The organism is Mucilaginibacter sp. GW822-FHT03E02 (genome assembly GCF_058801545.1).
Genome location: NZ_JBXANJ010000001.1, coordinates 590911 through 606098, shown reverse-complemented (window position 1 = coordinate 606098; position 15188 = coordinate 590911). Strand labels below are relative to the sequence as shown.

Annotated in this window: 14 protein-coding genes and 1 tRNA gene; 9 read left to right on the top strand and 6 right to left on the bottom strand. The window is 43.5% G+C overall.

Annotated features, from left to right (window positions below; genetic code table 11):
• The first annotated feature begins 12 nt into the window (after window positions 1–12).
• Window positions 13–1983, top strand: a complete 1971-nt coding sequence (locus tag AC1RM2_RS02245; RefSeq protein ID WP_492982956.1) for a c-type cytochrome — start codon at window positions 13–15, stop codon at window positions 1981–1983.
• Window positions 1984–2012: 29 nt separating this feature from the next.
• The gene (locus AC1RM2_RS02240) at window positions 2013–2783 is read left to right on the top strand and encodes a 3-keto-disaccharide hydrolase (protein WP_492982954.1); all 771 of its coding nucleotides are present in this window, start codon (window positions 2013–2015) and stop codon (window positions 2781–2783) included.
• A gap of 169 nt (window positions 2784–2952) precedes the next feature.
• On the opposite strand, the gene AC1RM2_RS02235 is transcribed toward AC1RM2_RS02240, so the two are convergent.
• From AC1RM2_RS02235 to AC1RM2_RS02225, 3 genes are all read right to left on the bottom strand, one after another.
• On the bottom strand, window positions 2953–3549 hold the full coding sequence (locus AC1RM2_RS02235) for a hypothetical protein (RefSeq protein ID WP_492982952.1): 597 nt from the start codon (window positions 3547–3549) through the stop codon (window positions 2953–2955).
• Window positions 3550–3913: 364 nt separating this feature from the next.
• Window positions 3914–4720, bottom strand: coding sequence for a phytanoyl-CoA dioxygenase family protein (locus AC1RM2_RS02230; protein ID WP_492982950.1), 807 nt, complete (start codon window positions 4718–4720; stop codon window positions 3914–3916).
• A 257-nt stretch (window positions 4721–4977) separates the two neighbouring features.
• Window positions 4978–5754 (bottom strand): SDR family NAD(P)-dependent oxidoreductase, encoded by a 777-nt coding sequence (locus AC1RM2_RS02225; RefSeq protein ID WP_492982948.1) that lies wholly within the window; start codon window positions 5752–5754, stop codon window positions 4978–4980.
• A 235-nt stretch (window positions 5755–5989) separates the two neighbouring features.
• On the opposite strand from AC1RM2_RS02225, the gene AC1RM2_RS02220 reads away from it, so the two are divergent.
• On the top strand, window positions 5990–7189 hold the full coding sequence (locus AC1RM2_RS02220) for a hypothetical protein (protein WP_492982946.1): 1200 nt from the start codon (window positions 5990–5992) through the stop codon (window positions 7187–7189).
• Between the two features lie 877 nt (window positions 7190–8066).
• Window positions 8067–9743, top strand: a complete 1677-nt coding sequence (locus AC1RM2_RS02215; RefSeq protein WP_492982944.1) for a hypothetical protein — start codon at window positions 8067–8069, stop codon at window positions 9741–9743.
• 213 nt (window positions 9744–9956) lie between these two features.
• Here AC1RM2_RS02215 and AC1RM2_RS02210 read toward each other — a convergent pair whose 3' ends face one another.
• The 3 genes from AC1RM2_RS02210 to AC1RM2_RS02200 all read right to left on the bottom strand — a co-directional run bounded on the left by AC1RM2_RS02210 (window position 9957) and on the right by AC1RM2_RS02200 (window position 11529).
• Window positions 9957–10409 (bottom strand): cold-shock protein, encoded by a 453-nt coding sequence (locus AC1RM2_RS02210; protein ID WP_492982942.1) that lies wholly within the window; start codon window positions 10407–10409, stop codon window positions 9957–9959.
• Between the two features lie 306 nt (window positions 10410–10715).
• Entirely contained in the window at window positions 10716–11333 is a 618-nt protein-coding gene (locus AC1RM2_RS02205; protein WP_492982940.1) for a hypothetical protein, read from the bottom strand.
• A gap of 123 nt (window positions 11334–11456) precedes the next feature.
• A tRNA-Gly gene (locus tag AC1RM2_RS02200) sits at window positions 11457–11529 on the bottom strand.
• Between the two features lie 572 nt (window positions 11530–12101).
• Here AC1RM2_RS02200 and AC1RM2_RS02195 point away from each other — a divergent pair.
• The 5 genes from AC1RM2_RS02195 (at window position 12102) to AC1RM2_RS02175 (ending at window position 15185) form a co-directional block, all read left to right on the top strand.
• Window positions 12102–12329 (top strand): hypothetical protein, encoded by a 228-nt coding sequence (locus AC1RM2_RS02195; RefSeq protein ID WP_492982938.1) that lies wholly within the window; start codon window positions 12102–12104, stop codon window positions 12327–12329.
• On the top strand, window positions 12307–12459 hold the full coding sequence (locus AC1RM2_RS02190; RefSeq protein ID WP_492982936.1) for a hypothetical protein: 153 nt from the start codon (window positions 12307–12309) through the stop codon (window positions 12457–12459). The genes AC1RM2_RS02195 and AC1RM2_RS02190 overlap by 23 nt, the downstream gene beginning before the upstream one ends.
• Before the next feature lie 392 nt (window positions 12460–12851).
• Window positions 12852–13226 carry a hypothetical protein gene (locus AC1RM2_RS02185; protein WP_492982934.1) on the top strand — a complete coding sequence of 125 codons (375 nt, stop codon included), beginning with the start codon at window positions 12852–12854 and terminating at the stop codon, window positions 13224–13226.
• Between the two features lie 4 nt (window positions 13227–13230).
• Window positions 13231–13767 carry a hypothetical protein gene (locus AC1RM2_RS02180; RefSeq protein WP_492982932.1) on the top strand — a complete coding sequence of 179 codons (537 nt, stop codon included), beginning with the start codon at window positions 13231–13233 and terminating at the stop codon, window positions 13765–13767.
• Complete coding sequence (locus AC1RM2_RS02175) at window positions 13752–15185, top strand: GspE/PulE family protein (protein WP_492982930.1); 1434 nt, start codon at window positions 13752–13754, stop codon at window positions 15183–15185. The genes AC1RM2_RS02180 and AC1RM2_RS02175 overlap by 16 nt, the downstream gene beginning before the upstream one ends.
• Window positions 15186–15188 lie beyond the last annotated feature (3 nt).

Below are 15188 nucleotides of genomic sequence, written 5' to 3'. Positions count from 1 at the left end.
GCAGCCGTCATTATGAAATACATATTAAAACAAATGATAAACAGGGCAGGCTTATTTACTACACTGATAGTTGGCGCACTGTTAAGCAATACGCAACATACCCTGGCCCAGGCCGAATCGCCTAAAGAAGACGATTTTTTCAAGATCATGAAAGTACCCGCACCCGAAGGTACTATACTGGAAGTTGGCGGTTTATGCACCCTGCCTAATGGCACTTTGGCGGTAACTACCCGCAGGGGCGATATTTTTATGGTGGAGAACCCCACAGGCCAGCACCCGTATTTCAGGAAATTTGCATCGGGCCTGCACGAGGTTTTGGGCGCGGCCTGGAAAGACGGTGCTTTATACGTAGTACAACGAGGCGAACTGACCAAACTGCAGGATACCAATATGGATGGCAAGGCAGATGTATTTGAAACCATTTATGCCTGGCCATTATCGGGCAATTACCACGAATACAGCTTTGGGCCAAAACTGGCACCCGATGGCTCTTTCTTTGTTACGCTTAATCTCGGCTTCCCGCCGGATTGGTGGCACCCCAAAAGTTTTGTGCCTTACCGTGGCTGGGCTTTAAATATCAAGGAAGATGGTACGGTTACGCCTTGGGCCGCGGGCTTCCGTTCGCCATGCGGTATCAGTATGATTGATGGCGAACTATGGTATTCCGATAACCAGGGCGACTGGGTAGGATCGGGCAGTATCATGAAGATAGAAAAAGGCGCTTTTATGGGCCACCCTTCAAGCCTGGTGTGGACTAATTTGCCAAACTCGCCATTGAAGTTAACGCCGGAGCAGTTCTTCGCCAAAAACAACCCCAGGATTGAATTTGATAAAGACGGCCAGCCCTTTAAACCACAGGATATCGTAAACGAAAAATTCAGGACAGAATTTGAAGTAAAGAAGGAAATTCCAGAACTAACATTGCCAACCGTTTGGTTACCGCACGGCATCCTGGGCATTTCCAATTCCGAAATAGTAAAGATCCCCGAAGATGCCTTTGGCCCCTTTGCCGGCCAGTTGTTGGTTTGCGACCAGGGGCAGAGTATGGTTGACAGGATCTTTTTAGAAAAAGTTAACGGCCAGTACCAGGGAGCAGCATGGGCATTCCGCAGCGGCTTTCAGTCCGGCATCGTTAGACTGGCCTGGTTACCTGATGGTTCATTGGCAGCCGGCGAAACCAACCGTGGCTGGGGATCGGCAGGCGAAGCCACCATGGGCCTGCAACGTTTGGTATGGAACAATAAAGTACCCTTTGAGATGCGCGCCATCCGCGCCATGCCCGATGGATTCGAGATTGAATTTACCAAACCGGTTGATAAAAAGGTAGCGGAAGATATCGCTTCATACTCGGTAGAAAGCTACATCTACAAATACCAGGCTGTTTACGGAAGTCCGCCGGTAAATACCGAAAAATGCCCTATAGTGGGTGTTAAAGTATCGGAAGACGGACTAAAAGCCAGGTTAATTGTAAACAACCTGCGCCGGTATTACATCCACACCATTACGTTGGATGGCATGCGCGATAAGGAGAATTATTTTAACCTTGTCCATCCAACCGCTTATTATACTCTCAATAACATCCCCGAAGGGCAAAAGCTTTCGATGGCGGGGGTGAGTACCCTGAATTCGGCCAAAATGGTAAAAACTGGGGCAACTGCAGATGCTAAAAAGGGCGCTTTAGCTAAAGGCGCCGGTGCAAAAGCATTGGCTATGGCCAACGCTGTACCTACGTATGACGAGGTAAAACCACTGTTACTAAAAAACACCTGTTTATCGTGCCATAACGCCAATAAGCGCCAGGTTGGTCCGGCCTATGTTGATGTGGCCAAAAAGAAGTACAGCGTGAACGAATTGGTACAACTGATCCACAACCCCAAACCAGAACACTGGCCCGATTATTCGACACCGATGCCGCCAATGCCGCAGGTGCCTAAAGATGAGGCCCGGAAAATAGCGCTTTGGATTAAATCACTGGCTAAATAATTTATTAAAACAGATCATTAATAGTTAAAATGAAAAACGTTATCATATTATCAGCATTATTAGCTGCTTCGGCAATAGCTGCAAACGCGCAGCAAAAAGGAAAACCAGAGGATACCGAATACTGGACACCGGTACCAGCTGTAGTAACACCCGGCCAAAAAATGGGCGAGGCCCCATCTGATGCCATTGTTTTGTTTGACGGTAAAAACCTGGACGAGTGGGTTGCCCTTAATGATTCTGCCTCCACCCATAAATGGATAGTGGCCGATAATGCCATTACGGTTGATAAAAGCGTAGGCGATATCCGCACAAAAAGAAAATTCATGGATTTTCAATTGCATATTGAGTACCGCATCCCATCCAACATTACCGGCACCAGCCAGGCACGTGGTAACAGCGGTATTTTCCTGGCGGCTTTGCCCTGGGGCGCAGGTGGTTACGAGTTGCAGGTGTTGGACAATTATAAAAACCCAACCTATGTAAACGGCCAGGCCGGCAGTATGTACAAACAATCGCCGCCTTTGGTAAATGCCTGCCGCAAACCCGGCGAATGGCAGTATTACGATGTAATTTGGACAGCCCCACGGTTTAATGAGGATGGCACCCTAAAATCGGCAGCCCGCGCTACCGTTTTGCATAACGGTGTGCTTGTGCAAAACAATACTATCCTGAAAGGAGATACCCCTTACATCGGTCAGCCTGAATACCGCAAGCACGGCGCCGAGCCCATTAAGTTACAAGCCCATGGCGATAAAAGCGAACCTATCAGCTATCGCAATATCTGGGTAAGGGAGCTTTAGTTTATATTGGGCAATAAAAGTGATGTACCTGCTGTGCTAAAAAGCATACCAGGTACATTGTTTCACGTATGTTACGAGATCATCTTTAAAAAAGGTTTGTTAAACAATCAGATGTTGCAACATGCCCGCCGCTTGTAATTGACGATGGCTTTCAATCGGACTATGAAAATTATCGTTTCCAATATAATGTTAACCGAATTCTGTAAGTGGAGGGTGCAAAAATCATATCAAGTGTTGCATGAAATTCGGTATTGTCCCAAACCGTTTCTCTTGAGAAATATTTTTGACCATCTGTACTTACTTCTTTTACGGCAGTATCAGTTGTAGTTGGCGTTTCCAATTGGCTTACTACATCTTTTTTTATTCTTTCGTATTCGCTGTTATACACTTCTAATTTTGAACTTTCCTCACCCCACATTTTCTGTTTTTTAAAAAGATTGCCATATCGGTCTTTTTCCCAATCATAGGATATGAGCCGTAAGGTTGAGTCGGCAGGTGTATAAAAATATTCTGCATTGATCGGTAAATAATTCGATTCAGGTCTTTGAATTACAATGGGGTTGGTTACCTGGTATTTATCTGCCAAAGGGTAATAATCTTTAGAAAGAGAAATGTTTTTCGACAAAAATTGCACCGATGGATTTACACCTTTTTCAAAAGCTATCACCTCAGAAATTTTTGTTTGCTTTAGCCAAAGGGGGACCTGAGCGTAAGCTGTTGTTAAACTGAAAAATATAGCTATTAATGAAATTAATCTTGCGGTCATAAGGTTATAACGGTATAATGCAATATTAACAAATAATAGCAAGAAAGTCACTGCTTTTAAAAAGAGTGTAATGAACCAACGATGAAATTTAACCCTTACCTTTTTGTTGGTTAGTAGTAACTTCTTGATTTTATATTATTAGCATAAACATTAAGGCGCTCTCTATCTTGATGCCGTTTATAATGTCGAACCGTAATAGCGAGATGGTTTGATTAACGGCAGTATTTGCCCTATGTGACGAATAAAACGTATTACGAATTACTTTTGGTTAATAAGTTATTGTTTACGAAGAAATTTTTGATGGCGGCAATCTTTCCTGTACGGATAAGGTAACCGGTGAGTAAGGCTATCAGCATAATTTAATTTATTTAACAATTCCTGCAAAACGCTGATAAAACGCGGTAGGGCTATCAGCATTTTTTGGTTCGAATTTGCCCGCTATGATGGGTATGTATATTACCCTGCGCCTGCTTGCTTCGCCGGTTATGGTTGATTGTGCCACACGGTGCCATAAGCGGCCATCGTGTATGGTCAGGTCGCCGGCATTTGGTGTAATTGCTACCTCGTTTTCATCAGTATCATGATCCAGGAAATACTTTTTACGGAAAAGCATCTGGTAAAGGTTTTGCCTGTGGGTACCAGGCAAAATGCGTAATCCTCCGTTTTCGGGTTTCAATGTGCTCAGGTGGATACCTACATTCAGCATCGGGTTTAATCGCTGCCCGTGAAATATATCGCGCAAGCCATCGGTGTGCCAGCCCATTTTGGTAAAGCTGCTTTCGGGGCCGTTAACATAGTGGTTAAAAACCATTCCGTCTTTTTCTTCAGTTCCCAGCCTTGCACCATCGCCAATGAGGTTTAACAATACCTGGAATCTTGGGTCCTGCGTAAATTCATTGAGCACGGCATGGTGCTGGTTAATGAACGCGAAGCGCTGTACAATTGCTGAGCCGTCCAAATCCTTGCCATATTTAACCGGGACACCGTTTATCTTTTCTACTTTATTATCTATCCATTGCTGCTGTACCTGTTCAGATGCTTTGATGATATCGGCCACGGTTTCGGGCTTAATGAAATTGGTAAAATGGATAAAACCGTGCTGGTTAAAAAAAGCTTGTTGTTCGGCCGTAATAGTTGTGCCTAAGGTGAATTTTTGATATACCGCTGCCATAAAATGGGTAGTTAAAATAATAGATAATTAATGTTGAATTGGATAAAAGCGCTACGCAGCTTTTAAATGGGGGAGCCTGGGGCCGGTGATAATTAACAACAACAGCTACACATCGCCCTTTTTAAGGAGGGCATTCGCATGGAGGATGCAAAGGTTATATGTTGTGTTTTGTTCAATGTATATAATGTCTATGTATTTTATAGACTATGCAAATGTAGATAAATTGTTTAATCAAACAAATTTTCCTGGAAATATTTTTATCGCTTATATAAACCGGCCGTTATACGTTCAATAAGGCGTTTGGGGCTGTGCCTGGCCGCTGTTGACGATAGCTTATTTAAAAAGCCGGGCACAATTTCGGCTTTGTTGGCAAACATACCGGCGATGCCTATAGCCGCAACATCATCAGGACTCATGTTAAATTTGGCTGCCAGTTCTGCTATGGCGTCCATCCCTGCACGGTGCACAAAGTTGGTATCAGTAGGGCCCGGGCACAGGCAACTTACAGATACAGGAGTGTTCTTTAATTCGTAGCGCAAGGCCCTGCTAAATGATAAAACAAATACTTTGGCAGCCGCGTAAATAGCCATCGTAGGTACGGCCTGGTAGGCCGTAGTGCTGCTTACGTTAAGCATATAGGCTTGTTGCTGTAATTTTAAAAACGGAATAAAATAATGTGATAACTCGACAACTGCATCTATATTAACCCTCATCATGGCCATTTGGCCTGGTAGTGGCAGTTCATCAAAGTTACCCCACTGACCGTAGCCCGCATTATTAACCAGTATAGATAGTGGTAGAGACAACCCGGTAAACCAGGCAGCTATATCTGCGGCCGCGCCCGCGTTTGATAAATCGGTCGCGTAATAGTGCACATCAACCTCATGGGCCGATGTGATAGCCACGGATAAAATATTCAATTCGGCCTCTGAGCGGGCAACAAGCAATAAATTATAACCTTTTTGTGCCAATAGCCAGGCTATCGACTTGCCAATCCCTTTACTTGCGCCGGTTATTAAAGCATATTTTTTCATCCTGAAATTGTCATTTTAAAGCAAAACCCAAAAAACTCCGCAAGTTAAATAAATACTCTACTAAATTTGTAGACTATTTAAAATGTTATTACGTTTGTAACGGATATGAAAAACACACCCACATGTTTTAATTTTTTAAGTTGTAGCAGCAACTATTGTTGTTGCCGGTAAGCAAGCCGTATATACCGTTTACCAATAAATTACGTTAATACAATATCCATCTAAGCTCCTTTTCATGAATAGCCATCGAATAGCGCAATGTTTAAAAGCGTTTACCATTATAGGTTATCTTTTATATAGTATACCCGTTCATGCCCAGTTATCGGCCGCGGTGCATTATAAACCAATGCGGGCAGATACGTCGGCAGATGTTATAACTGATTACGATGTTAAAAAAGAGTTGTTGCCAGGTGAAAACAAAGCATCTGTAATAGTTAATAAAACACGCGTGCCGGCCGAAGGCAACATTAATTTCCTGGAGAATATGGAAACCCATTTAAGCAGCCGCCAGGAGCGCAAGGCGCTGATGGGCTACTTGAAAGAGTTTTCGACCGGGAGCAACGAAGTAAATTATAACAGGTCGAGGGTTAAGATATACTACAAACTGGCCAATGTATTTGCCCGGTTGCGTATGTACCCGCTGGCCATGAAATGCTTTTTTAAAACGATGCAATACAAAAAAGGCCAACAAGCGCCTGATTTGCAAATAAAGCCTGTAGCTGATTCGATATCAGTAGATACATTGGGTGTTGATTCGGGCCTTAGCACACGGTACCTGGCAATTAATTCAAAAGACGATTCGTTATTTGTAAACGATCCAAAACCTTTGGCATTGAATGATAAGGGCGAAGAGAAAAGCAAGGCTGTTACTTACCAGCGTATTGTAAACACTTTTAATGATGGCAAAAAGGCGGTTGCGTACGCGCTGTTATTTCATGTGAAACAGCCGGTACCCGGTAAACCACGGATATTTAAGATAGTTAACACGGGCCATACTTTTATAACACTTATTAAATATAATACCGATTCAACTTCGGTTTCCATATCGTTTGGATTTTATCCTCAAAAAGACAACCTGTTTTCGGCAACGCCGCTTGATCCTTCCTGCTCGGGCACGTTCAAGAACGATAACGGGCATAACTGGGACGAGGTGATGGGTAAGTTTATCTCCAAAAAAAGGTTTGATAAAATACTGCTGCTTACCAAAAGCTACGATGGGCTTGAATATCATTTGTCTAAAAATAACTGTACCGATTTTGCAATTAAAGCTGCTTCATACGCAGGCATCGGTGTGTCTGATACAAAAGGCTCGTGGCCCCTGGGGCATGGGAACAATCCGGGCATAACCGGGCAAAGCATTATAACAGGCGGCGTTTATAATACCGAAGGCAAAGACGGCCTTTTTATTGATTTTGATGCCGCGTTGGGCAAATAATATGGCTGGTTGGCAAGTTATTTAGCAGGGTTATTTTGGGTATAAAATGAAAATGATGGCTCTATGGCGGTTTGAATGGGTTGTTCGATTTCAATTAGCTTCTACATAACTCTTCCTAAGGACCATCGGCCCGGCACATATTGTAGCCGCGGGTTTCAACCCGTGGCCGATTGGCCAAAGGACAACAAGAGTGCCATCGGCACGGCACATATTAGGGTGTAAATCCTGATATTTTCAATTTGTTCAAACGATATATACGCGTTGCTCATATGGATCGAACCTACGGCTCTCAATCGTTTTTTCCATTTTTTTCCACGGGTTAAAACCCGAGGCTACAAGATTGGCCGAGGCTACGCCTCTAATCCGATTGAACAAGCCCGGATGTATCGGCAAAATATATCTTTAGATACTAATGAGCAACCGCATCTGTGTTACCCACATGAACCATCATAGCACCATAAATAACCTAAATCAAACTCAACCAACTTCGCAGAGGTCAAAAAGCCGCACAGATATTTCTATATATTAAAACACGTCTTCATAAATTCAGAATTATATTTTACAGGCATATTAATATGGAAATTAATTACCGACTGAAACGTCTTAATATCTCGTTCTGATTGTTCGTGCAATATATTTATCTAAATATCAAATAGTTGAATTGCTATTCTGGTCTGAATTTTCACATTAAGCGATAATTAATCTTTTATTAATCGCCCCCGGCTTACTTTATGAGCAACCAATAATATCAGTGAAAATTTCACAAAATCTACTAAACAAATTAATCTGCAGCTATGAAAAGGAAACGCTTTGTACCTCCGTAGTGGGTACGCAACTCCGTTGTTTAACCAATTATTAATTTTTAACATCAATCTTTATGAATTTTAAGAAAACCAATCTTATCTTGATGATAGCATGCACGGCTGTCATCATCAGCTGTTCCAAAAATAAACTTAGCACGCCTGCTACAACTCCGAATGGAAAAACAACTAAGCTTAAAACCTCGGCTTCTGCCGCCGGCGACGTTGTAGGCAAAGTAATAGTAGGCTACCAGGGCTGGTTTGCTGCACCGGGCGATGGTTCGCCCCTTAATACCTGGTGGCACTACGCTTCCGGCGATCCTTTCGGCGTTCCTACACCAACCAATGCCAGCATTATTTCCTGGCCGGATGTTCGCGAGTATACCAGCACCTATACTGCATCCAATTTTGGCAACCTGGGCAATGGCCAGCCTGCCAAATTGTTCTCTTCGTTCAACGATCAAACAGTAAACACCCATTTTTTATGGATGCAGCAAAACAATATCGACGGAGCTGCCTTACAACGTTTTAACCCCAACGGGCAGGAAGGGCCAATCCGCGATGCTATCACCGCTAAGGTTAAAACAGCAGCCGAAACCTACGGGCGTAAATTTTACATTATGTATGATGTGGGCGGTTGGACTAACATGCAATCGGAAATTAAAACAGACTGGACCAACAAAATGTCGGCCTATACCTCATCATCGGCTTACGCTAAGCAAAATGGAAAACCTGTTGTGTGTATATGGGGTTTCGGTTTTAATGATACCAACCACCCCTGGTCGGCAGCGGTTTGTCTTGATGTTATTAACTGGTTTAAAGCCCAGGGCTGCTATATCATTGGTGGCGTACCTGCTTATTGGCGCGATACAAATAGTACCGAAGTTAGGCCAGGCTTTTTGGCAACTTATAACGCCTTGAACATGATTTCGCCCTGGATGATTGGGAAGATTTCAAGCAGCTCGGAAGCCGATGGTTTCTACACCGACCATAACGTTGGCGATCAGTCTTATTGTAATACCAACGGCATCGATTACCAGCCATGCGTTTTACCAGGCGATTTGCAAAAACATCAAAGAGTTCATGGCGATTTTATGTGGAGGCAATTTTACAACATGGTAAGGCTGGGCGCCCAGGGTATTTACATTTCTATGTTTGATGAATACAACGAAGGCAACCAGATTGCCAAGACTACCGAAACATCGGCCTATACGCCTGCCGGTTTGGGCTTTTTTTCGTTGGATGAAGATGGTACGGCCTGCTCTGCAGATTATTATTTACGCCTTACGGGCGATGGCGGCAGGATGCTGAAAGGTCAGATTGGGCTTACAGCTACACGCCCTACACTACCGGTGGTATCGGGCAGTGTTCCTGCACCAATAGGGCAAACAATTACCATTAAGGGAAATAATAATCTTTATGTGAGTAGCGAAAACGGTACCCAGGCTATGAACTGTAACCGAACTACAGCACAGGGCTGGGAACAATTTACCATCGTTGATGCTGGCGGAGGTAAGGTTGCCCTGATGAGCCAGGGTAAATATGTGTCTTCTGAAAACGGTACCCAGGCTATAAATTGCAACCGCACGTCAATTGGGGCATGGGAACAGTTTGATTGGGTAAACAATGGCAACGGCACATTTTCGCTGAGAGGAAACAACGCGAAATATGTTTCGAGCGAAAACGGTACGCAGGCCATGACCTGTAATCGCACCGCTGCCCAGACTTACGAATCGTTCCGGGTTAATCAATAAATATCTTATCGCGATTGAGTTTTTAAACTATTTTTTAGATGGCCGGCATGTTGATGGCCGGCCATTTATTTACACTCCGGTATAAGGAAGAAAGCTTTTTAAAACCGCTTCCGTAACCGAAAGGCGAGCCCTTAACTCCCGGTCATTAGCCATTTTAATAAATGGCTATTGGAATGTCCAATGTTTTCGGAAATTAATGACCGCGAATGACGACTATTGCTTTTTTACTTTAATTGCATTCAAACCCTTGGCTCCCTGCTCGGTTTCAAAAGTTACTTTATCGTTTTCCTGGATAGCTTCCGTAAGGCCGTTAGCATGTACAAAAATACTTTCCTGGCTAACCAGATCTTTGATAAATCCATAGCCTTTAGAATCATTATAGAAGGCAACCACACCTTTACGCACCGGATCGGCGGGCGCAAGGTTTTCCTGTTTGGGTACGCCAATCTGGATATCCTCTGCTATAATCTTTTTCTTTTTAGCCGGATCGGGTGGGGTAGAGGTGATATTGCCATTCTCATCGATATAGGCCATCATATCTTCCAGTCCTTTTCCTTTACCTGAATTTGCTTTCCTTTCTTCAGCTTTATCTTTCTTATCCAGTTGCTTTTTAAACTTTTTCTTTTCTCTTTCTTTTTTACTAAATGTTTCTACTGATCTACCCATAAATTTAATATACGAAAAAACAGGGACATATGTGACATTTTTCAGTGGTTTTGAAAAATATTTTTTTCGGCCCGGATGCTGCCTGCTTAAAGGTAAGGTAAACCGAAGATTGGCGGTGCTTGGCTTCGGCTTACAATTGTGGCTAAAGCCCCGGGCGCGATGGCAACGTTGATCCCGTTCACTCTAACCTGGATCGCTGAGTTTGGCTATCTGTTTCGCGCTTTTGAAATTATTACAGGTGAATCCCAACGCATACAAATCTTATTTCGCAGCGTTGACCAGGTTTAAAGCACTGCAAAAGGTTATCTATTCCTGCTTGCTGCTTGTTGCTTGTTGCTTATGTTTTCGTCGTGGTGCCGGCACAACTTTACAGCAATTGCCATCTTTATCAAGTTGTTTGTTCGGAGGTAAGTATAATCCGTTTGTTTTTATATCCTTGTTTCTTGTTAGCGTATTATCCGGATGGATTTTTCCTTCACGTATTTCGTAGTAAGCCGATGGTATATAATACATCGAATCGGGATTAACATACGCTTCCGTTAAATCCCTGCCCCCAAATTCCAGGTATCCATCATTGTCATAATCTTTAATAGGTGAAATAATGGCGTCAACCAGCAAAGTAGCTTTTGTGGGCGTGATTAAAAATGCGTTTAAGCGGTCAATATTGGGGTTGCCTGCCATCGCAATAAATAAAAAAACAGAACCACGATCTTCTATTAAGCGATTGGCCTTGCTTTCATAAAGTACGTCGTCGGCGTACTGTATTTTAAGTATTATCTTATTATCGTAAACAATTTTCCCCTTGGCTACTTTGATAGTGTGTCCTGCCAATGTTTTAAAGCTTAAGATATTTTTTACAGGTAACTGAAATGCAGACAGCGTAACAATGACGATTGCTAAAACTAAAATGTACTTGTAGTTCATGTTACGTGCAAAATAGGTACTTATTTTGATATCATCCGGTTTTTGAACTAACTAGTTTTTTGCCACTGGCCACCAGGAACTGGTCACAAAAAAAGCCCCTCTTTTTACAGAAGGGCTTTAATGAGCGAAAGACGAGATTCGAACTCGCGACCCCGACCTTGGCAAGGTCGTGCTCTACCAACTGAGCTACTTTCGCGTTGGTATAGGCTCTCATTTATAACAAAACCCGATACGCCGATATCAGGTTTTGTACTCAGAACGGGAATTGAACCCCGTCTGTAAGTCCTTAATTTATAATAAGTTATAAACTCTTAAAAGATCATTCGACGATTTGTACAAAACTGAATTTGACCAGTCCATCGTCGCGCTGCAAATATACGAAACTTTTGATCTTATGGAAATTCCTAAATGATTAATTTATAAAAATTGGACTGGACTCGAACCGAATCCAGGAGCACTCTTATTTTCAATAACTTACAAATGCTGTTTAGTGATTACTCGCCAGTTTGTCAGAAATAAGAGTTTGACATAGCTTGATCCCGGCTGCCAAATACTTGTGAAGGTTTGTAGTCCCCGCTGTTCTTATATCGAAACATCTTCCTCCTGATTTGCGTCTGATATCTGAGCCGGATTAATGATCCGGCGAACTGCACCGACCACACAAACGATGTTTAACCTGCAACGGGGTACAATAGCTGTCCATCGACGTAGTATAACGGCAATATAGTTAGCCAACAATGGTTTAGCTTCAGGGATCGCTACTACCAGTTGAACCGGCTTACTGCGGATGTATCGGGCACCATGACCGAAACCGGAATAAGTTATGACCTGGACGGCAATATTCAGTCGCTGAAAAGGGATGCTGCAGCGGCATATGCATATGCTTACAATGCGGGTATCAAACAGCTGCAATCTGTTAGCGGGCTTACAACGGGCATCTATGTGTATGCCGTGAACGGCAACGCTACCTCCGATGCCCGTACAAGAGCGGCATAACATACAATTTATTCAATATCTGCCTGCTGCAGCTATTAAAACCGGCGCAGGCGCGTTTAATATAGCTTATATCTACAATGCAATCGGTGAGAAATTAAGCAAGGTAAGCGAAAGCAACACCACCGAGTAAATAGGCGGCATCCGGTACGACAAGCTGAGCGGAATGAACTGGATCGACTTTATTGAGACGGAAAAAGGCCGGGCTCACATGGCGTACTGATGACACTACCGTTACGATTACGACCTGTGGATCATCTTCGAAACACAGGTGTCAGTTTTTTCAGAGACCAAACAACGCAGGCGGCGATTTCAGATCAGCCAAACACTTCAAATCACACGAACTATACTTTCAAATCATTTTTTTCTGAAATATTAAAGCTTTAATTAACGATATTTTATTAACTTTCACTCCAAATTAAAAATATTGCCCCGAAGCCTGAGCCGTTTATTCGCTATTTTATGTTTTTTGTCAAGAAATACCTCAAACCAAACCCCGAAAGCGCGTTAAAAGCGCTGTCACTCATGGAAATACTGGTTGTACTGATCATTATCGGTATTTTAGTGTTATTGGCCCTGCCCAACTTGTTGCCCGTGATTACCCGGGCAAAAACCACCGAAGCTAAACTACAGCTTGAACACGTATCGATGCTGGAGAAAACCTATTTCTACGAGCATTCTAAATATACCAATGACCTTAACGAACTGGGCTTTATCCAGGAAAAGCTAAGCACCGAAAGTAAGGATGCGAGGGCGAACTATAAGATAGAGATTATCAATGCTTCCAATACCGGTTTTACCGCCAGGGCAACTTCGGTAGTTGATTTTAACCAGGACGGTAAATTTAACGTTTGGGAAATGAACCAGGACAAAGTGTTAAAAGAAGTAACCCCGGATTAAAGTGTTGCTGATTATTCGTTTTGCTTTGTTATTGTCTCTGCTCGTCATCCTCCTGCAGGATTTCTGGTTTCGGGCTGTGCATTGGGTGTTGTTCCCTTTGCTGACTGTCGGGTTGTTAAGCCTCAAACTACTCGAGGGTAACGATGCCTCCTTGGCCGGCGAACAGATTGCTGTTAACTTAAGTTTCCTGGTGCTGGTGCTGGCTGTATTAACCGGCTACCTCTTCATTAGCAGGAAACGGTTCATCAACATTACTACAGGGTTAATGGGCTGGGCTGATATTGTATTTTTGGCAGCCATCGGGTTTTATTTATCGGTACTTAACTATGTGTGTTTTTATATAGTTAGTATCCCTTTAGTTTTAATATTATGGGTATTTTATCAGCTTATAACCGGCAATAAGGGCAAACATATTCCACTGGCCGGGTTACAGTCCTTATTATTTATTGTATTTTTAGCAGGCGACTGGTGGTATTTTCATATCGATATTGCTGATGACTACTGGTTGCTCCGTTACCTTACACCATGGATACAGCAATAAAGATCACATTACTAACCGAGCATATCCATATCCTGTCTAAAGATATGGCATGGCATTACCGTGTGCTGCCCAAAGGCCGCGTTAATGGGCAACTTGCATTGTATTGTGAAGAAAATGCTGATACGGGCAGCCTTACCGCCGAGCTGGAAATCATGCTGGGGCTAGATATTCTCCTGGAACCCATTGCTGCTTCCGAAATTGCCCGGCTGCTGGCTACCTACTATATTAAGGATAATACCACAACCGGGGCACTGCAGGCCAATGTACGCCATGACGAAGATAGCTTTTTGATGAACCTGATTGGCGAAGCAAAAAACCTGAAAAGCAGCGATATTCATATTGAACGGTATGAGAACAAGTGCAGGGTGAGGATCAGGATTGATGGTAACATGGTAGAGCGTTACCTGCTGAAAGAGGACGATTACCCCGCGCTGATTAACAAAGTAAAGATCATGGGTAACCTGGATATTGCCGAAAAACGGCTGCCCCAGGATGGCAGGATTAATTTTAGTCACCAGGGGCACCAGTTTGATATCCGCGCGTCCATCCTGCCTACGCTTTACGGCGAAAAGGTTGTACTAAGGTTGTTGAACAACGATGCTACAGATATTGATTTGAACAGCCTTGGGTTTTCGGCGTTTGATTTGGATAATTACCTCCAGGGGGCAAAAAGGCCAAACGGGATCCTGCTGATTAGCGGACCTACCGGCTCTGGTAAAACTACCACGCTGTATGCTACATTAAAGCTGCTTAACAAAGAAACCCGTAATATCCTTACCATTGAAGACCCGGTAGAGTATACGCTGGAAGGGGTTAACCAGGTGCAGCTTAAAGAGGCTATCGGCCTTACTTTCGCCGCCGCCCTCCGTACTTTCCTGCGGCAAGACCCGGACGTGATTATGGTTGGCGAGATCCGTGATACCGAGACCGCTAACATGGCTATAAGGGCCGCCCTCACGGGGCACCTTGTATTGTCGACCATCCACACCAATTCCGCCTGGGGAACGGTTTCCCGGTTGATTGACATGGGCATTCCATCATATATGGTTGCCAATACCTTGAACACTACTGTTGCCCAGCGGCTGATTCGCCTGCTTTGCCTGCATTGTAAAGTGGAAAAGGGCTTTGACAAAACATTGTATCCCCGGCAGTTTAAGCCTTATCGCGAAGTTGCCGCCCATTATACACCCCGGGGGTGTGAAAAATGTTATTACACCGGCTACAAGGGGAGAAAAGCCGTTTACGAAGTAATACCCGTAGACCTTGACCTGGCCAACGAAATAAAAAACGGCAATATGCAGGTGCAGGCACTTTTAGAAGAACGGGGCATTAAAACCCTTGCCGAAAATGCTTTCGGCCTGTTTGCCGATGGGCAGACATCTATTGACGAGATATACCCGTTGTTATTTAATTATTAAAGT